Below are 17,262 nucleotides of genomic sequence, written 5' to 3'. Positions count from 1 at the left end.
GACCTCAGTAAGACCGTACTTCGAGGCCGCCGATACGTTCGAAGTGTTTGGTGTTTCTCGTGACAACCGGTTCGTCGTTGAGAAGCGCAGTCGCAGCGATAACACAGTCTTCCCGCTCAATCCGTTCGCCGTCATTGATCAGCGCACCAGAGAGCTTTCCGGCTTTTCGCATTACGGTGTGGTCGGCGCTCACGACGTGCTTTGTTTCTAATATCTCGAGAATTCGCTCTCGCTTCGTATCCGGTGTTTGAGACCGAGCAACGCCCTCGTAGAGCTCCAAAACCGTTACGGAGGACACTTTTTCCGGTCGTGCTTCTTTTTCAACGATATCGAGGAGACGTTTTGCGTCTTCATCGCCACGTAATAGGTCAATAATGAACGATGTGTCCTGAATCATTCCGATGTCTCGTCTACGGCTTCGTCTAACTCTGCTGTGAGGCGGTCACCCCGCTCACCGGACTTCGTCCGTCCCTCCTCGATCGCGGCCTCGAGGTCTCTCGCCTCGTCCTCGGAGAGAATTCCCGTGACCTCGTTCCACGACCGTTCCCCGGCAAGACGCTTGACGGTTTCACTGAAGCTTTCCCCCTCTTTTTTTCGGGCTTTCAGCCGCTCATAAGCTTCTTCATCGAGTGAAATCGTTTTCGTCGCCATCGTAGTACACAGTACTACATGCACGCTTAAAAATACTGGTATGAACCCGTTCACTCGGTAAAAAGCTGAGAAAAACCAGTAAAGTACACAAAACAGCGTAACGTGAATTAGAGACCTAAACAAGGTCGAGCAGCGCGAGAATCGGTAACGAAAGCGCCACGGCGTACTCCTCTCGCTCCATCTGCTCGCTCCCGCATCTTCTCACGCGGACTGAAGCGGCTTCTCGTCGAGGAAGAGGCGGTAGTAGCCGTACAATCCGACGAACGCGACGACGGTCCCGATGCCGAGCGCCACGACCGTTGCGACGACGCCGTCGACGTTCAGCGTCGTGACCGCGAACTCGGAAAGGCCGATCCACACGACGAGGGTCAGCCACAGCAACACGAGGTCTTCGAGGAATCCCGGACCGTCTCGAGACATGACACGAAAACGTGTTCGACGCCGTAAATAAGTCCCGAACGCGAATCCGACCATCGGGGTCTACGAGCACCCGATTCCGGATTCACGAAGTTCGCTCGAGAACGCCGGGAGCCAGTCCCCTCAGGGGAACCGAATCCGCTCGCGTCGAAAAACGAGATCGATCGCCGTCCGCAGCGTTACTTCGTCGCTTCCTCGAGTACCAGCGTGTCGTCCTCGAGGTAGTGTTCGAAGTGGTGGCCGTCCTCCTCGAGTTCGACGAGGATCTCACGGAGGATTTCGGCCGTCGCGTGGTCGCCGAGGTTCTCGGCGAGTTCGATGCTATCCCGCATCGACTCGATGATGTCGCCGTACATCTCGAGGTCGTTCTCGAACATCGTGCGGACGTCGTAGACGTCCTCGCCTTCGAACTCGACGGTGGCACGCTCCTCGAGGTTGCGCGGTCCCGAGACCGGGACACCGCCCAGCGCCTGGGCGCGCTCGGCGATGACGTCCGCACCCTCCTCGACGTGTTCGTAGGCCTCCTCGAGGAACTCGTGCAGCGGCAGGAACTCGGCACCCTCGACGACCCAGTGGTGCTTCTTGAGCTGGTGGTACAGCACGTACGCGTTCGCCAGTTCCGTGTTGAGTGCGTCGACGATCTGTTCGGCCTTCTCCTGCTCGAGACGGAGTTCGTTCTCCTCGACGACGTCGGCGGACTGACGGACGGTCTTCTGGGTGCTCATCTGTACCCTATCGTACGGTCGCAAACCACTTAAATGCTACTCATACAGAAAATTTCGTTTCCAGTTCGGAAAGATATGTTTCTATATTCCTACTCCGGTTTTGTTACTGGAACGCGGCCCTACCCCCTCGTTCATTTTTCCGGACCTGAGTAAACATTTTCAATGTGGGGCGCGAAGGGACACGTATGGCTACCAGAGTCGCACAGCGGCGAGAGGGAATCTTCATCGACGGCACGTGGCACCAACCCGAGGCGGAACTCGAGGTCTCGGATCTGGCCGCCGGCGGCCAGTTCGCCCGCGTCGCAGCCGCGGATCCCGAGGACGCTCGATCGGCACTCGAGGCGGCCCACGAGATCAAGCCCGAACTCCGCGAGACCTCCGTGGTCGAGCGTGCGGAGTGGTGTGAGACCATCGCCGAGGGCCTGCGCGACCGCGCGGAGGAACTCGCGGAGGTCATCGTCCGTGAGGCAGGCAAACCGATCTCCTCGGCCCGGGGCGAGGTCGAACAGGCCGCGACGCGGTTCGACCGTGCGGCCGAGGAAGCGCGCAACATCGTCAGCAAGGGCGAGTTCCGCGAGGGCTCGACCGAGGGCCACGAGGGCTGGCAGGCCATCGTCAAACACGAGCCGATCGGTGCGGTACTGTGTATCACGCCGTACAACTACCCTCTGGCCACGACGGCGTTACAGGTTGCCCCTGCACTCGCCGCCGGCAACAGCGTCCTGCTGAAACCCGCGAGCAAGACCCCGGTCTCGGCGGCGATCCTCGCGGACGTCATCAGCGAGGTCGACGGGATCCCGGACGGCGCGTTCAACTTCGTCCCCGGCGAAGCCAGCGAGATCGGTGACGTTCTCGCGGGCGACGATCGGGTCAACGCCATCGCGATGACCGGCTCTTCGGGCGCGGGTAAACACGTCGCCCGCGAGAGCGGGATGGTCAACCTGCACATGGAACTGGGCGGCAACGCGCCGGCGATCGTCTTCGACGACGCCGACCTCACCGACGTCGCGGGCAACTGCGCCAAGGGTTCGTTCAAGTACGCCGGCCAGCGCTGTTCGGCCGTTTCCCGGGTGCTCGCCCACGAGTCGGTCCACGACGACGTCGTGGAGCTGATCGAGGGGCAGATGGACGCCTGGCAGCCCGGCGACCTCTTCGAAGAAGACACCACCGTCGGCCCGCTCATCAGCGAAGACCAGGCCGAGTGGGTCCAGGAACTCGTCGACGACGCCGTCGAGAAGGGAGCCACCCTGGTTCGCGGCGGCGAGCGGTACGCCCCCGAGGGCGTCCCCGACGACCTCGCCGACCAGTTCTTCGAGCCGACGCTACTGGCGAACGTCCCCCACGACGCCCGCATCATCGACGAGGAGCAGTTCGGTCCCGTCGCCGCCGTGACGACCTTCGAGGACGAGGAAGAGGCCCTCGAGATCGCCAACGGCTCGGACCTGGCGCTCGACGCCGCCGTCTTCACCAGCGACTACAAGCGCGCGATGCGGGTCGCCGAGCGCGTCGAAGCCGGCGCGGTCCGCATCAACGGCGCGCCGAGCCACGGACTCGGCGACGTCCCCTTCGGCGGCAACAAGGATTCGGGCATCGGCCGCGAAGGGCTCGACGCCTCGATCCACGAGATGATGCGCACGAAGAGCATCATCCTCTAGGGCCGCGCTGGAACCGGATCAGAACTCGACGTCTTCTTCCATCACGATCAGTTCGGCCTCCTCGGTTACTGCTGCCAAGACGATCGTCGCGGAGTCGCCCTCCTCGAACTCGAGTTCGGCGGACTGCCCTGCGGCGGTCAGCGTTTCGACGGTCTCGCCGTCGACCCGGATCTCGAGGGCTTCCGCGGCGCTGAGTGAGAGGAGGGCGATCTGGACCGACGTTTCCGAGACCAGGAAGTCGACTGAGGCCATCGGGTCCGGTTCGGTATCGTTCGGGATCCCTCCTGCGAGCAGGTCGACGTACTCGAACTCGTTCGTCGGAACGGTCGTCCCGGCCATCGTCACCTCGTTCTCCGTCTCGACGGATGGATCGGCGACACCCGTGACGTCTTCGACGTCTTCCGCGAGCAGATTCGGCTCGATCGATTCCTCGTCGTCGGTGACGGCGGTCAGCGTGAACGTCGTTTCCGATCCGTCGAACGTCCAGGCCTGCCCGGCCCCGCGAACGACGCTCGACTCTGTACCGTCCACTGCGGCGATGACGACCGCTTCGCCGGCGAGGTGCTCGAGTAGCGTCTCGTAGGCGTCGTCGGAGGCGACGCGTCGCTCACCCTCGGCGACACACGTCGCGAGCACGTCGTCGAGGCTGCCAGCGTCCGCGTTGGCGGCGACGACCGCGTCGGTCGAGACGGCGACCTCGAACGGAGAATCCTCGAGTTCGGTCGTCACGAGATCGTCGAACTCGCCGCGTTCGGAGCCACCGTCGACGTCGGCCGGATCGAACGCGCCGCCGACGACGGCGTACTCGAGCCGCTCGGACCGGTACTCGAGCGCATACGCGGACGTCGACTCGCCAGCGACATCCTCGACGGCGCTTTTGGCCGGCTCGAACGGGACCGACGACACCGCTTCGAACGCGTTCGAAGCGAGTTCGTCCTCGTGGGCGCGGACGGCCTCGAGATCCGTATACTGGACGTAGAACGCCTCGTCCTCCGTCGCCGGCACCCACCGTTCGAGCGGGGCCACATCCTCGGTGCCAGGTGGTTCCTTCGTCGTCTGGCCGTTCGATAGACAGCCGGCCACACCGACCCCGAGGCCGAGGCCGGCAGTCGCGAGCAACCGGCGTCTGGAGGGTGTATCCATCTCCCTCGGTCGTCGGTTCGGCAACGCGATATATCTTTTCGAACCGGTCCAGGGGGAGAAAATCGCGTTCGTCGATCGGTACCGAACCTGCTACACGGGTCGGTACCGTACAGCGTCGTATGGACCGCGATCCGTCACGGGACGTCCTCGTCGCGGGCGAGACGCTGATCGACTTCATCCCCGAACGACCGGGACCACTCGAGGACGTCGCGGGCTTCGAACGACGAGCGGGCGGCGCGCCGGCGAACGTCGCCGTCGGACTCGCGACGCTCGGCGCGCCGCCGCTGTTCTGGACCCGCGTCGGCGACGATCCCTTCGGGCGCTACCTCGAGGGCGTGCTCGCCGACTACGGGATTCCCGACGCCTTCGTGGAGCGCGATCCGGCGGCGAAGACGACGCTCGCGTTCGTCACCCACGACGCGGCGGGCGACCGCGCGTTCACGTTCTACCGCGACGGGACCGCCGACACGCGTCTCGAGCCCGGTCGGATCGACGACGAGACGCTCGAAGCTCTCGAGTGGGTCCACGCGGGGGGCGTGACGCTCGCGACCGGCCGCTCGCGGGAGGCGACGCTGGACCTGCTCGAGCGGGCGACGGCGGCTGGCTGTACGGTGTCGTTCGACCCGAACGCCAGAGCCGAGTTGTGGCCGGACGACGAGACTTTCGCGCGGATCTGTCGCGACGCGCTCGCACACGTCGACGTCTGCAAGGCGACGGTCGCGGAACTCGAGGCGCTCGGATTCGCGGGCGAGACGCCGCGGGACGTCGCCCGATCGGTACTCGCCGACGCCGCGGACGAGAGCGGGCCCCACACGGCGCTCGTCACGCGCGGCGACGAGGGGGCCGTGGTTGCGACCGCCGCTCGAGCGCCGTGGCACGACGGGGGTGCGGACGTAGCCCTCGCCGAACACTCGGGATTTGCGGTCGACGCCGTGGATACGACGGGTGCAGGTGACGCGTTCGTCGCGGGGTCGATCAGCGCACTGCGGGAGGGTCGGTCGATCGACTCGACGCTGGCGTTCGCGAACGCGGTCGCGGCGACGGCGACGACCGAAACCGGAGCGATGGCCGCGTTGCCCTCCCGCGAGGAGGTCGCGTCGCTGCTCGAGGACGACTGAGTTGGCTGTTGGTTTCCGTGCGTGGCGCTCGACGAGCGGGCGGGCGTTGCAAGCCGACTTCCTTTGCCGATCCGGTCCGCGCCTTGGCGTATGTCTCCGGACCTCCGCGGTGGACTGGCGTTCGGAAAGGCCGTCGTCGACGGCATCCAGGAGAAGAACGTTCCCTTCATGGCGGCGGGGATCGCCTACCAGGCGTTCATCTCGCTGTTGCCGCTGCTCGTGCTGGTCTTCTTCCTGGTGACGGTCGTCGGCGACGAGGGGTTCGCCGCGCAGGTGACCGAGACCACGGAGGGGTTCCTCCCGGAGAGCGGCCAGTTGCTGGTGGAAGAGTCGATCGAGGACTCGCCGGCGACGGCCGGGTCCACGCTGGTCGGGGTCGTGGTCCTGATCTGGGGGTCGCTGAAGATCTTTCGGGGACTGGATACGGCGTTCTCCGAGATATTCGGTCCGAGCGACGAGGGATCGTTCGTCGACGGGCTGGTCGACGCGCTGATCGTCTTCGGGGCGCTCGGCGGCGCGCTGTTCGCAGCGGCCGCGGCCGGCATCCTGTTCGCCTTCCTCCCCGAATTTCCGCTCAAGGGAACGCTCCAGTCGCTGTTGCTCGTGGTCGTGCTCACGGCGGCGTTCTTCCCGATGTACTACTACTTCCCGGACGTCGACGTCGCTCCTCGGCAGGTCCTTCCCGGCGTCCTCTTCGCGGCCCTCGGCTGGATGGCCCTGCAGTCGCTGTTCCGGGTCTACGTCGGCTTCGCGGCCGACTCCGAGTCCGCGGGGGCGGTCGGCGGCATCATCCTGCTGCTGACGTGGCTCTACTTCGGCGGGCTCATCCTGCTCGTGGGCGGGGTCGTCAACGCCGTCGGTATCGGCTACCTCGACACGGCCGACGAAGAGCAACGAGCGGAAGACACCGATACGGAGCCCACGACCCACGATTCGATCCCCGAGAGCGACCGCGAGCCGTTCGTCGACGACGGACAGCGCGAACGCGACCACCTCGGCGCGCAGGTGGAGCGACTCGAGCGCGAACGCGACCTGCTGCGAAACGACCTGCGGGCGCAGCGACGCCGCCGCTACCGGCTCGAGGACCGGGTCGACGACCTCGAGGCGCGGGCGCGGGACCTCGAGACGGAGAACGAACGACTCCGACGCGAACTCGAGCGCCGCGAGCCGTCGGACTGGCGGCGGAGAGCCAGGGGACTGCTCGCGCACGTCCAGCAACTCCGGATCGGCGCGATCGAGCGGGAGTGACGTCGAGCGAGCCGTGAGGTTGTAGTGGAGCGCGCTCCTCTGGACGCCCGTGTCGCATCCCGTACGCGCGGCCAGACGACGAGTGCAGACGGACCACGCGGATCTCGTCGCCACGATCGACGACTGTGCGGACGCGGTCGCCGCCGACTGGACCGGATCCCGTCCGACCGACGGCGGAGCGATCGCCGACGCGCTGGCTGAGACGCTCGAGCGTCGTGGCGTCCTCGAGACGATGCCATCGGTGCTCGCTGACGTGGTCGACGCGACGGGACACGAACTCGAAGCGAATCCGGTCGCTGGGCCGCCGTACGTCGTCGTGACGAGTCGCGGCCCGCTGCTCCGGGCGACGATCGATCCGGGACGGCTCGTCGTCCGCTTCGACGCCTTCGAGGTCGTCAGGGACTCGGGATCGGCGGCAACCGCGGCGTACCGACGTCGCGACGGCGTTCGGGTGACCGTCTCGCTCGAGTGAACGTTTTTCAGGGCGGACGGGCAACGGGGGAGCGATGCATCCACGCGCCGAGACGTTTCGCGAGCGAGCACGCGAGGAGTACGGGTTCGACCCGGACGTCGAGGAGTTTCCCGAGGGAACGAAGACCGCCGAGGACGCCGCGGCTGCCGTCGGCTGTGACGTCGCTCAGATCGCCAGTTCGCTGGCGTTCGACGTCGACGGCTCGCTGGTGGTCTCCGTGACCAGCGGCGCGAACCGCGTCGACGAGGGCGCGCTCGGGGACGCCTTCGACGCCCCCGAGAGCGCGGTGTCGATGGCCGATCCCGACCGCATCCGGGAGGAACTCGGCTGGTCGATCGGCGGCGTCCCGCCGTTCTGTCACGACAGGGCCGTGCCAGTCGTCCTCGACGAGGCGCTGCTCGCGTTCGACACCGTCTGGGCTGCCGCCGGCACGCCGGAGGCCGTGTTCCCGATCGATCCCACGGTCCTGCGCCAGCACGCCGACGCGGAACCGGCCGCCGTCACCGAGTGACCCTATTCGGCGGCGAAGTTACTAGCCACCCGCCCGATACCTGGCTCGAGTTATTAACAACCTCGTTTAGAATAATAACTCTTATAGGCGGCCGCACGTACTCCCGGATATGAACCACACGCGACGTTCGCTGCTGGGGGGCGCTGGCCTCCTCGCGGCGGGCACGCTCGCCGGTTGTCTCGACGACGTCGGCGCTGCCGATCGGGAGTACGAAACGGGGTACGCCGCGCTCTTCGCGCTGTACGACTGGGCCGAGCAGGTTGGCGGCGACGTGATGGCCTTCGAGAATCCGGTGGGAACCGGAGAGTCGGGCCACGGTTGGAACCCGCCGGGGGACCTGGCTCGAAACGTCGCCGACGCCGGCCTCTTCCTCTATCTCGACACGCCCGAGTTCGCCTGGGCACAGGACATCGCGACGACCCTCGAGGAGGACTACGACGACGTGATCGTCGTCGACTGCTTCGAAGGGCTCGACGACCGATTGCTCGAGTGGGACCACGAGGGCCACGATCACGACCACGGGGACGAAGAACACGACGACCACGGAGACGAGGAACACGACGATCACGAGGAGGACCACGACCACGACGACGGTCACGACCACGACCACGAAGAGGAAGGCCACGACGAGCACGACGACGGTGACCACGACCGGGCGTCGGTCGATCCCCACGCCTGGCTCGACCCGGTCATCGCCGAGGAGATCGTCGAAAACGTCGCCGACGGCCTCGCGGAGGCCCACCCCGACGAGGAGGAGACGTTCCGGGCCAACGCGGAGGAGTACGGGGCCGTCCTCGAGGAGATCGACGAACAGTTCGAGCAACTGGTCGCTGAGGCGAACCACGACACGGTCGTGCTCGCCGGCCACGACTCCTTTACCTACCTCGAGGAGCGCTACGGGTTCGAGATCCACACGCCGATCGGCGTCTCGCCGCAGGAAGAGCCCGACCACGCGGACATCTCCGAGACCATCGAACTCATCGACGAGGCGGGGATCGACACGATCCTCTACGACGCCTTCGACGCACCCGAAGGCGAGTATCCCGACGCGGTCGAGACGATCCTCGAGGGCAGCGACGCGACCGACGCGATGGCACTCTCGACGGTCTCGGGAACGCTCGCCTCCTGGGCCGACGAGGGCTGGGGGTACCGCGAACAAATGGAAGAGATAAACGTCCCCGCGTTCAGAGAAGCACTAGACGCACAGTGATCGTCGTCGACCTCGATCACGTCACGTTCGCCTACGGCGACCAGCCCGCGGTCCGCGACGTCTCGCTGACCGTCCACGCTGGCGACTTCCTGGGGCTGATCGGTCCCAACGGCTCGGGAAAGACGACGCTCTTGCAGCTGATGCTGGGTCTGCTCGAGCCCGACAGCGGCCGGATCGAACTCTTCGACGAGCCCGTCGACGAGTTCGACGACGGCGAGCGGATCGGCTACGTCTCCCAGCAGGCGACCAGCCGCGGCGGGACGATGCCGGTCACCGTCCGCGAGGCCGTCACCATGGGTCGGTTCGCCCACGTCGGCCACGGCCGCGTCCGTGAGGAAGACCGCGAAATCGTCGCCGACGCCCTCGAGACGGTCGGCATTGCGGACCTCGCGGACCGGCAGGTCAACCAGCTCTCGGGCGGTCAGCGCCAGCGGGCCTACATCGCCCGGGCGCTGGCCTCCGAAGCGGACCTGCTCGCACTCGACGAGCCGACGGTCGGCGTCGACGCCGAGTCGCGGGACGCCTTCTACCAGCTGCTCGAGTCGCTCAACGACGACGGGATCACGATCATCCTCATCGAGCACGACATCGGCGTCGTGACGGACCGGGCGGACCGGATCGCCTGTATCAACACGGAGCTGTACCACCACGGTGACACGGAGTCGTTCGTCGAGAGCGACGCGCTGACCGATGCCTACGGGGCGACGGGACAGGTCGTCCACCATCACCACTGAGACGTGACACCGAGACACTGACAGACGAGATATGCACCGCGAGACGAGACATCGGCTGGAACTCGGCGGGATCGTCGCGACGGGGCTGCTCGCGACCGCCATGGTCGCCTTTCTCGCCCTCGATTACCTGCAGGCCTATCCCGTCGCCGGGGCATTGTACGAACAGTACCGCATCGTCGGTCGACTGCTGGATCACGTCCTCGGGACGAGCGTCTTCAGACACCCGTTCATGTGGCGCTCGCTCGCGACCGGGGTACTGATCGGGATCGTCGCCCCGCTCGTGGGGACGTACCTCGTCCATCGCGAGATGGCGTTGATCGGCGAGACGCTCGCCCACACCGCGTTCGCCGGCGTCGCCATCGGCCTGCTGTTCAGCGCGACGACGGATCTGGGCGTCTCCTTGCTGCTCGCGGCGCTGGTCGTCGGCATCCTCGGCGCGCTCGGCGTCCAGTGGCTCGCCGAGCGGACGGACACCTACGGCGACGTCCCCATCGCGATCATGCTCACCGGAAGCTTCGCCGTCGGAACCCTCATCATCAGCTACGGCCGCGGCATGACCGGCATCGACCTCGAGAACTACCTCTACGGCAACGCCTCCGTGGTTACGCCCGCTGGGGCGCGCCTGATGGCAGTACTCTCGATCGTCGTCGTCGCCGTCGTCGTCGCGACGTACAAGCAACTGCTGTTCATCACGTTCGACGAGCAGGCCGCCCGGGTCGCCCGGCTCAACGTCACGTGGTACAACACGCTGTTGATCGTCATGACCGCCGTCGTCGTCGTCGGCGCGATGCAGATCCTGGGCGTAATCTTGGTCGCCGCGATGCTCGTCGTCCCGGTCGCGGCCGCGACCCAGATCGCCCACAGCTTCCGCGAGACGCTGTTCTGTTCGATCCTGTTCGGCGAGGTGGCCATTCTGGGGGGCTTCGCGGTCTCGATCGCCGGCGGCCTCCCGCCCGGTGGCTCGATCGTCGTCGTCGCCATCGCCTGTTACCTGCTGACGATCGCCGCCTCGAGTCGGTCGACGGCGGCGATCTCGACGCACTGATCGCACTGCCGCCACCGCTAGGGTCGGGAGGCGACCGCTCCCACGCAGCGGGACCACGCCACACGTTTAACGTGTCCGTCGCCCAATATTCGAGCGATGGGACGGTTATCCGATCTCTTCGCCCCCGAGTCCGTCGCCGTTGTCGGCGCGACCGACCGCGAGGGTGCCGTCGGCCGGGCGATCCTCGAGAACCTGCAGGCGGATTTCTCGGGGACCATCGTGCCGATCAACCCGGACCGCGACGAGGTACTGGGGCTCGAGTGTTATCCCGACGTCGAACGCGCACCGCCGATCGATCTGGCGGTGGTCGTGGTGCCGCCGCCGGTCGTCCTCGAGACCGTCGAGGCACTCGGCGAAGCCGGGACCGAGAACGTGGTCGTCATCACGGCCGGTTTCTCCGAAACCGGCGGGGAGGGCGCGAAACGCGAGCGTCGACTGCGCGAGATCGCCGCGAAGTACGACCTGAACGTCGTCGGGCCGAACAGCCTCGGCGTGATGTCGACGCCGGTCGGCATGAACGCGACGTTCGGCCCCGAGAACGCCCTGGAGGGATCGATCTCCTTCATGAGCCAGTCGGGCGCGTTCATTACGGCCGTCCTCGACTGGGCCAACGAGCAGGGGATCGGCTTCCGCGACGTCGTCTCGCTCGGGAACAAGGCCGTCCTCGACGAGACCGACTTCGTGCGCGAGTGGGGCGATGACCCCGACACCGACGTCGTCATCGGCTACCTCGAGGGGATCGACGAGGGCGACGAGTTCGTCGAGGCGGCCCGCGAGGTGGCCAAGGAGACGCCGATCGTCCTCGTGAAGTCCGGCCGCACGGACGCAGGTGCACAGGCCGCCTCCTCGCACACCGGTGCGATCGCCGGCAGCGAGCGCGCCTACGAGGCCGGCCTCGAGCAGGCCGGCGTCATCCGCGCCAACTCGGTGCAGGAACTGTTCGACTACGCGCGGGCGCTGTCGGGACTGCCCGAACCCGACTCGGACGGCGTGGCCGTCGTCACGAACGCTGGCGGTCCCGGCGTGTTGACGACGGACGCCATCGGCGACTCGACGCTCGAGATGGCCGACTTCACGGACGAGACGATCGACCGGCTCTCCGAGGCGATGCCCGACGAGGCCAACGTCTACAACCCGATCGACGCCATCGGCGACGCGGACGTCGCCCGGTTCGCCGAGGCCATCGAGATCGCGCTCGACGATCCGAACGTCGGCAGCGCCGTCGTCGTCAGCGCGCCCACGGCGGTCCTCGAGTACGACCGCCTCGCGGAGGTCGTCATCGAGAAGCGCGACGAGTACGAGAAACCGGTCGTCACCTGCCTGATGGGCGGGGCTCGAGCGCGCGCCGCCGAGGAGGTGTTGCGGGAGTTCGGCATCCCGAACTACTTCGATCCCTCGCGGGCCGTCGCCGGACTCGACGCACTGGCCCGCTACCGCGACGTCCGCCAGCGGTCGATCGACGAGCCCGAGACGTTCGACGTCGACCGGGATCGCGCCCGTGAAATCCTCGCTCGAGCCGGGAAGCGCGAGGACAACCGCCTCGGCGTCGAGTCGATGGCCCTGCTGGAGGCCTACGGCATCCCGACGCCCGACGGCGAGATCGTCGACGACCCGGCCCGGGCGCGGGAGGTCGCCCGGTCGATCGAGGGCGACGTGGTGATGAAGATCGTCAGTCCCGACATCTCCCACAAGTCCGACATCGGGGGCGTGAAGGTGGGCGTTCCGGACCAGGAGGTCGGGGACGCCTACGAGGACCTCGTCGCCCGTGCCCGCAACTACCAGCCCGACGCGACCATCGTCGGCGTCCAGATCCAGGAGCAGGTCGACCTCGAGGCCGGCACCGAAACCATCGTCGGGATGAACCGCGATCCCCAGTTCGGCCCCCTCCTGCTATTTGGACTGGGCGGGATCTTCGTCGAAATCCTCGAGGACACGTCGGTTCGCGTGGCCCCGATCGGCGAGGGGGAGGCCCGCGACATGATCGACGAGATCCAGGCCGCGCCGCTGTTGCGGGGCGCTCGGGGTCGCGAGCCGGCGGACGTCGAGAGCGTCGTCGAGACGATCCAACGGCTCTCACAGCTGGTGACGGACTTCCCGTCGATCCTCGAACTCGACGTCAACCCGCTCGTCGCCGGGCCCGATGGCGTACAGGCGATCGACCTCAGACTCACCGTGGACACGGAGGAACTATGACCGACACCGATACCGACTCGAACGCCGAGGGAAACGACACAGAGACCACCACGACAGCGAGCGACCGCACCCCGACCGACGCCGACACGCTCCTCGTCGCCTCGCTCGAGGAGAGCACCGGCAAGACGGGCATCACGCTGGCGCTGGCGCAACTCGCCCACGAGAACGGCGACAGCGTCGGCTACATGAAACCGAAGGGGACCCGCCTCGAGAGCAACGTCGGCAAGACCCTGGACGAGGACCCGTTGCTCGCCCGCGAACTGCTGGACCTCGAGGCGGAGCTGCACGACCTCGAGCCGATCGTCTACTCGCCGACGTTCGTCGAGCAGGCGATCCGCGGCCGGGAGGACCCCGACGAGCTTCGCGACCGCGTCGGCGAGGCGTTCGAGACGCTCGCCGCCGACCGGGACCGAATGTTCGTCGAAGGGGCCGGCGAGTACGACGTCGGGGGTATCGTCGACCTCACCGACGCCGACCTGGCCGAGTTGCTGGACGCGCGAGTGCTGCTGGTCGCCCCCTACGAGGTTCCGGGCGACGTCGACGACGTGCTCGCCGCCGCCCGGACGTTCGGCGACCGACTCGTCGGCGTCGTCTTCAACGACGTCCCCGACGCCGCCTACGACCAGCTCGAGACCGACGTCGTCCCCGCGCTCGAGAGCCGCGGCGTGGAGGTCGTCGGCGTGTTGCCGAGCGAGCGGGACCTCTCGGGCGTCACGGTCGCCGAACTGGCCGAGGAACTCGCCGCCGAGGTCCTCGTCGAGGAGGGCACCGACGCCTACGTCGAACGGTTCACCGTCGGGGCCATGAGCGCCGACAGCGCGCTCAGGCACTTCCGCCGGACGAAAGACGCCGCCGTCATCACGGGTGGCGACCGGGCCGACGTCCACACCGCCGCGCTCGAGGCCCCGGGCGTGCGGTGTCTGATCCTCACCGGCGGCCACCGCCCGTCGGGCACCATCCTCGGGAAGGCGGCCGAGGCCGAACTGCCGATCCTCGCGGTTCAGACGGACACGCTGACGACCGTCGAGCGCGCAGAAGACGTCGTCCGTAGCGGCCGGACGCGGGACGCCGAGACGGTCGATCGGATGCGGACGCTCTTGACGGACCACGCCGCCGTCGACGCGGTTCTCGACGGCTAACCTGCGAGCGAACGCGGGTATCCCCTCGAGCGAGCGGGCGAGCCATAGCGTGCCACGACTGTCACGTCTGACCAAGAATTAAGAGTGACCCGCGCATGGGGACGGATATGGACGATACTCCGCAAGAAATAACCTCTCTCGTCGGTCGCGAGGTGTACTCGAACAGCGGCGTCTTCGTCGGCGAAGTCGAGGACCTCCAGCTCAATCTCAACGGCGAAGCCGTCACCGGTCTCGCGCTCGGCAATCTCAACGGCGAACTGTTCCGCGAGGAAGCACGCAGCGAGCGCGGCGTCATCGTCCCCTACCGCTGGGTACGGGCCGTCGGCGACGTCATCCTCGTCAACGACGTCGTCGAGCGCGTGCGTGATCCCGACGAGGAAGAGGACGAAGTCATCGCGTAACCTCCTTTCTCGAGTCGATCGTCGCGATCCGTTCGGCGCATCGATCGCATCAGGACTTCTCCTCGCGTCGTTCCGGTCCCCCGGGACCAGCAGGACCGTACGTGCCGGCAGTCCCGTGACGGAGCCCTCAAGACGGGGCCGCGCGTAGGCGGCCGCAATGGGTTCGGGACTTCTCGGTGTGTTGTTTGGCGACCCCTTTGCCGCGATGAACACGATCGGGCTGGTCGCGTTCGCGCTCGTCGGATCGACGAAGGCGATCCGCGAGGAGTTCGACGTCTTCGGCGTGGCGGTCGTCGGGCTGGCGATGGCCTTCGCCGGCGGCGCGACGCGGGATCTCCTCGTGACGCGCGTGCCGCTCGCGCTGCAGTCGTCCCTCGAGATCGGGCTGGGTCTGTTCGGCGTCGGCCTGGCGATCGGGCTCTCCACGTTCGTTTCGTCCGTGGACACCCACCCGGTCACGCTCGTCGCGGACGCGATCGGCCTCGCCGCCTTCGCGACGACGGGTGCGATCGTCGCGACGGAGGCGACCGTCTCGGCGTTCGGCGTCGTCGCCATCGCGACGATCAACGCAGTCGGCGGCGGGGCGTTCGCCGATATCCTGCTGGACCGAGCCCCGTTTATCCTGTTTACCGATTTCTACGCCAGCTGTGCGGTACTGGGTGGCACCGCGTACTGGGCGGCTACCGCTGTCGGGACGACTGGTAGCGTCGCCGCCGCCCTCTGTGCGATCGTGACCGTCGGGACGCGATTGGTAGCGGTGACCTACGACTGGCAGCTTCCGACAGTCCGAGACGAGCAGTACGTCAGTAAATAGAACGTTGGAGCCGGGGACCCCAGAACGTTGGCATCGCCGACGGGAGTAGCCCGATCAGGAGCCGTTCGAGCCTTCCGTGCCGTCGACGCCCATCGCGTCGAACAGCGTCCGTTTGACCGCCTCCTCGGTCAACTCGAGCAGCGTGTCCCGGTTGTCCTCCGAGATTTCGATGCCGGTGAAGATGCCGAGCGGAATCTCCGCGCTGGCCTGGGTGGAGTGGCCGGCGGTCTCGCCCATCTCGCCGTAGGCGTCGTCTAACACTTTGCCGATGTTGATGCGGATGTCCTTCGAGCGCCCGGCGAGGAAGATGGTTTCGTCGGCGATGCCGAAGACGGCGGTGGTGGTGACGCCCTCGAGATTGAGGAGGTGGCTCGCGGCCTGGGTCAGCGCCTCGCGGTCGCGGACGAAGCCGGCGTTGGAGACGAGGTGGCTCCCCTGGACGTCGCGGTTGGCGATGGCCTCCGCGAGGACGTCCAGCGTCTCGGGGGACATCGACGGCGACTCCACCTGCTCCAAGGTGTCGTGGTTGGCGAACGGGTAGAGGTACGCCGCGGCGGTGAGATCGGCGGGGGTCGTGTCGCGTTTGAAATCCAGGGTCTCCGCGCGGATGCCGTACAGCAGGGCCGTGGCGACCTCCTCGGAGACGTTCATGTCGAACTCCTGGATGTACTTCGTCATGATCGTCGACGTCGAGGACATGTTCGGCCGGATGTCGACGAACTCGGGGTCGTACTCCCCGTCCGGTTCGTGGTGGTCGATCACCACGTCGACCGGGAGGTCCATCTCCGGTGAGGTCGCGTGATCGACCAGCGCGACCGTGTCGTACACGTCGTAATCCTCGATCTCGTCCCACTGCACGAGGTCGATCCCCAGCAGGTTGACGAACGCGCGGTTCTCCTGGTGGCCGACGTCGCCCAGGTAGACGATGTCCGATTCGACGTCGAGGTGGTCGGCGATCGCCTGCATCGCCGCTGCCGACGCGATCGAGTCCGGATCCGGACTGTCCTGGGTGACGATCGCCAGCCGCGATGTCGTCTCCTCGAGCAACTCGGCGAGTTTGCCCGCGTTGTACTCGAGTTCGCCCGACTCGAGCGCCCGCAGGGCGGAGTCGGCGATCACCGACGAGGGGTTGATGACTACGTCTGCACCCAGTTCCTCGAGTTCGTCGCCCGAGACGGGGTCGCTCGCGCGGGCGACGACGAACTGGTCGCCGTTCCGGTCGCGGATGTGCTCGAGGGCTCGCTTGTTGGATTCGACGTCAGAGGCGAGGATGAGGACGACGTTGCGGTCGGCGACGAGTTCGGCGGCCTCGGCTTCGCGGATGTCGGCAGTTCGAGCGTCCAGGTCCTGATCGCGCAGGGACTCGACGCGGCTCTCGTCGCGGTCGATGATCAGCACGTCCTTGCCCTGCTCGACGAGTTCCTCGGCGACCGCGTAGCCGACGCTCCCGCAGCCCAAGATAGCATAGTCAGAAATCGACGAGATCGTAACCCCCGTACTCATTGGGTGTGTGGTCGGACCGACCACACTTAACCCTCCCGAAGATTGTTACGTCGTGGTACTGTCAGGGCCAGCGCCGCGTTGGACGGGGGAAACGCGGGGTGTGACCGTCGCTGTCACAGCGCCGTCGAGGGGAAACGTATTTTACCGACCGACGAAAAGTCGGAGGCACAGGGCCGGTAGCTCAGTCCGGCAGAGCGTCTGACTCTTAATCAGACGGTCGCGTGTTCAAATCGCGCCCGGCCCGCTTTTGGTCCGACCAATGCCGTGACGAGCAATGCGGCTA

Annotated in this window: 18 protein-coding genes and 1 tRNA gene; 13 read left to right on the top strand and 6 right to left on the bottom strand. The window is 66.6% G+C overall.

Annotated features, from left to right (window positions below; genetic code table 11):
• Positions 1-4 precede the first annotated feature (4 nt).
• The 4 genes from TX79_RS09085 to dpsA all read right to left on the bottom strand — a co-directional run bounded on the left by TX79_RS09085 (position 5) and on the right by dpsA (position 1,793).
• Entirely contained in the window at positions 5-397 is a 393-nt protein-coding gene (locus TX79_RS09085; RefSeq protein ID WP_049927134.1) for a type II toxin-antitoxin system VapC family toxin, read from the bottom strand.
• Entirely contained in the window at positions 394-651 is a 258-nt protein-coding gene (locus tag TX79_RS09080) for an antitoxin VapB family protein (protein ID WP_049927133.1), read from the bottom strand. The genes TX79_RS09085 and TX79_RS09080 overlap by 4 nt, the downstream gene beginning before the upstream one ends.
• Before the next feature lie 201 nt (positions 652-852).
• The gene (locus TX79_RS09075; protein WP_049927132.1) at positions 853-1,071 is read right to left on the bottom strand and encodes a hypothetical protein; all 219 of its coding nucleotides are present in this window, start codon (positions 1,069-1,071) and stop codon (positions 853-855) included.
• A 176-nt stretch (positions 1,072-1,247) separates the two neighbouring features.
• Positions 1,248-1,793: a DNA starvation/stationary phase protection protein DpsA gene (gene dpsA / locus TX79_RS09070; RefSeq protein WP_049927131.1), complete on the bottom strand. Its 546-nt coding sequence runs from the start codon at positions 1,791-1,793 to the stop codon at positions 1,248-1,250.
• A 185-nt stretch (positions 1,794-1,978) separates the two neighbouring features.
• On the opposite strand from dpsA, the gene TX79_RS09065 reads away from it, so the two are divergent.
• Positions 1,979-3,448, top strand: a complete 1,470-nt coding sequence (locus TX79_RS09065; protein WP_049927130.1) for an aldehyde dehydrogenase family protein — start codon at positions 1,979-1,981, stop codon at positions 3,446-3,448.
• 18 nt (positions 3,449-3,466) lie between these two features.
• Here the strand turns inward: TX79_RS09065 and TX79_RS09060 are convergent, their stop codons facing one another.
• A complete protein-coding gene (locus TX79_RS09060; protein ID WP_154660492.1) occupies positions 3,467-4,591 on the bottom strand; it encodes a hypothetical protein in 1,125 nt (374 codons plus the stop codon).
• Positions 4,592-4,710: 119 nt separating this feature from the next.
• Between TX79_RS09060 and TX79_RS09055 the strand changes: the two genes are divergently transcribed.
• The 11 genes from TX79_RS09055 to TX79_RS09005 all read left to right on the top strand — a co-directional run bounded on the left by TX79_RS09055 (position 4,711) and on the right by TX79_RS09005 (position 15,476).
• Positions 4,711-5,709, top strand: a complete 999-nt coding sequence (locus TX79_RS09055) for a carbohydrate kinase family protein (RefSeq protein ID WP_049927128.1) — start codon at positions 4,711-4,713, stop codon at positions 5,707-5,709.
• A gap of 90 nt (positions 5,710-5,799) precedes the next feature.
• A complete protein-coding gene (locus tag TX79_RS09050; RefSeq protein ID WP_049927126.1) occupies positions 5,800-6,957 on the top strand; it encodes a YihY/virulence factor BrkB family protein in 1,158 nt (385 codons plus the stop codon).
• A 49-nt stretch (positions 6,958-7,006) separates the two neighbouring features.
• Complete coding sequence (locus tag TX79_RS09045) at positions 7,007-7,429, top strand: hypothetical protein (protein WP_049927125.1); 423 nt, start codon at positions 7,007-7,009, stop codon at positions 7,427-7,429.
• 34 nt (positions 7,430-7,463) lie between these two features.
• Entirely contained in the window at positions 7,464-7,940 is a 477-nt protein-coding gene (locus tag TX79_RS09040; RefSeq protein ID WP_049927124.1) for a YbaK/EbsC family protein, read from the top strand.
• Between the two features lie 109 nt (positions 7,941-8,049).
• Positions 8,050-9,150 carry a metal ABC transporter substrate-binding protein gene (locus tag TX79_RS09035; protein ID WP_049927123.1) on the top strand — a complete coding sequence of 367 codons (1,101 nt, stop codon included), beginning with the start codon at positions 8,050-8,052 and terminating at the stop codon, positions 9,148-9,150.
• Positions 9,147-9,884 carry a metal ABC transporter ATP-binding protein gene (locus TX79_RS09030; protein ID WP_049927122.1) on the top strand — a complete coding sequence of 246 codons (738 nt, stop codon included), beginning with the start codon at positions 9,147-9,149 and terminating at the stop codon, positions 9,882-9,884. Before TX79_RS09035 ends, TX79_RS09030 begins: the two co-directional genes overlap by 4 nt.
• A 31-nt stretch (positions 9,885-9,915) precedes the next feature.
• Complete coding sequence (locus TX79_RS09025; RefSeq protein WP_049927121.1) at positions 9,916-10,929, top strand: metal ABC transporter permease; 1,014 nt, start codon at positions 9,916-9,918, stop codon at positions 10,927-10,929.
• Positions 10,930-11,025: 96 nt separating this feature from the next.
• Entirely contained in the window at positions 11,026-13,122 is a 2,097-nt protein-coding gene (locus TX79_RS09020; protein WP_049927120.1) for an acetate--CoA ligase family protein, read from the top strand.
• Positions 13,119-14,261: a phosphotransacetylase family protein gene (locus TX79_RS09015; protein WP_049927119.1), complete on the top strand. Its 1,143-nt coding sequence runs from the start codon at positions 13,119-13,121 to the stop codon at positions 14,259-14,261. Before TX79_RS09020 ends, TX79_RS09015 begins: the two co-directional genes overlap by 4 nt.
• Positions 14,262-14,368: 107 nt before the next feature.
• A complete protein-coding gene (locus TX79_RS09010) occupies positions 14,369-14,662 on the top strand; it encodes a PRC-barrel domain-containing protein (RefSeq protein ID WP_049927118.1) in 294 nt (97 codons plus the stop codon).
• Positions 14,663-14,819: 157 nt separating this feature from the next.
• Positions 14,820-15,476 carry a trimeric intracellular cation channel family protein gene (locus TX79_RS09005; RefSeq protein WP_049927117.1) on the top strand — a complete coding sequence of 219 codons (657 nt, stop codon included), beginning with the start codon at positions 14,820-14,822 and terminating at the stop codon, positions 15,474-15,476.
• Positions 15,477-15,530: 54 nt separating this feature from the next.
• Here TX79_RS09005 and TX79_RS09000 read toward each other — a convergent pair whose 3' ends face one another.
• Complete coding sequence (locus tag TX79_RS09000; protein ID WP_049927116.1) at positions 15,531-16,979, bottom strand: DHH family phosphoesterase; 1,449 nt, start codon at positions 16,977-16,979, stop codon at positions 15,531-15,533.
• 170 nt (positions 16,980-17,149) lie between these two features.
• On the opposite strand from TX79_RS09000, the gene TX79_RS08995 reads away from it, so the two are divergent.
• Positions 17,150-17,223, top strand: a tRNA-Lys gene (locus TX79_RS08995).
• Positions 17,224-17,262: the final 39 nt, after the last annotated feature.

It is taken from the genome of Halopiger goleimassiliensis (genome assembly GCF_000455345.1).
Classification (GTDB): domain Archaea; phylum Halobacteriota; class Halobacteria; order Halobacteriales; family Natrialbaceae; genus Halopiger_A; species Halopiger_A goleimassiliensis.
This window is presented reverse-complemented; position numbering and strand designations above follow the sequence as displayed.

Excerpts from the sequence above, each read along its gene's own strand:
- TX79_RS09085 (WP_049927134.1), bottom strand. The coding sequence starts at position 397 with ATGATTCAGGACACATCGTTCATTATTGACCTATTACGTGGCGATGAA.
- TX79_RS09080 (WP_049927133.1), bottom strand. The coding sequence starts at position 651 with ATGGCGACGAAAACGATTTCACTCGATGAAGAAGCTTATGAGCGGCTG.
- TX79_RS09075 (WP_049927132.1), bottom strand. The coding sequence starts at position 1,071 with ATGTCTCGAGACGGTCCGGGATTCCTCGAAGACCTCGTGTTGCTGTGG.
- dpsA (WP_049927131.1), bottom strand. The coding sequence starts at position 1,793 with ATGAGCACCCAGAAGACCGTCCGTCAGTCCGCCGACGTCGTCGAGGAG.
- TX79_RS09065 (WP_049927130.1), top strand. The coding sequence starts at position 1,979 with ATGGCTACCAGAGTCGCACAGCGGCGAGAGGGAATCTTCATCGACGGC.
- TX79_RS09060 (WP_154660492.1), bottom strand. The coding sequence starts at position 4,591 with ATGGATACACCCTCCAGACGCCGGTTGCTCGCGACTGCCGGCCTCGGC.
- TX79_RS09055 (WP_049927128.1), top strand. The coding sequence starts at position 4,711 with ATGGACCGCGATCCGTCACGGGACGTCCTCGTCGCGGGCGAGACGCTG.
- TX79_RS09050 (WP_049927126.1), top strand. The coding sequence starts at position 5,800 with ATGTCTCCGGACCTCCGCGGTGGACTGGCGTTCGGAAAGGCCGTCGTC.
- TX79_RS09040 (WP_049927124.1), top strand. The coding sequence starts at position 7,464 with ATGCATCCACGCGCCGAGACGTTTCGCGAGCGAGCACGCGAGGAGTAC.
- TX79_RS09035 (WP_049927123.1), top strand. The coding sequence starts at position 8,050 with ATGAACCACACGCGACGTTCGCTGCTGGGGGGCGCTGGCCTCCTCGCG.
- TX79_RS09025 (WP_049927121.1), top strand. The coding sequence starts at position 9,916 with ATGCACCGCGAGACGAGACATCGGCTGGAACTCGGCGGGATCGTCGCG.
- TX79_RS09020 (WP_049927120.1), top strand. The coding sequence starts at position 11,026 with ATGGGACGGTTATCCGATCTCTTCGCCCCCGAGTCCGTCGCCGTTGTC.
- TX79_RS09015 (WP_049927119.1), top strand. The coding sequence starts at position 13,119 with ATGACCGACACCGATACCGACTCGAACGCCGAGGGAAACGACACAGAG.
- TX79_RS09010 (WP_049927118.1), top strand. The coding sequence starts at position 14,369 with ATGGACGATACTCCGCAAGAAATAACCTCTCTCGTCGGTCGCGAGGTG.
- TX79_RS09005 (WP_049927117.1), top strand. The coding sequence starts at position 14,820 with ATGGGTTCGGGACTTCTCGGTGTGTTGTTTGGCGACCCCTTTGCCGCG.
- TX79_RS09000 (WP_049927116.1), bottom strand. The coding sequence starts at position 16,979 with ATGAGTACGGGGGTTACGATCTCGTCGATTTCTGACTATGCTATCTTG.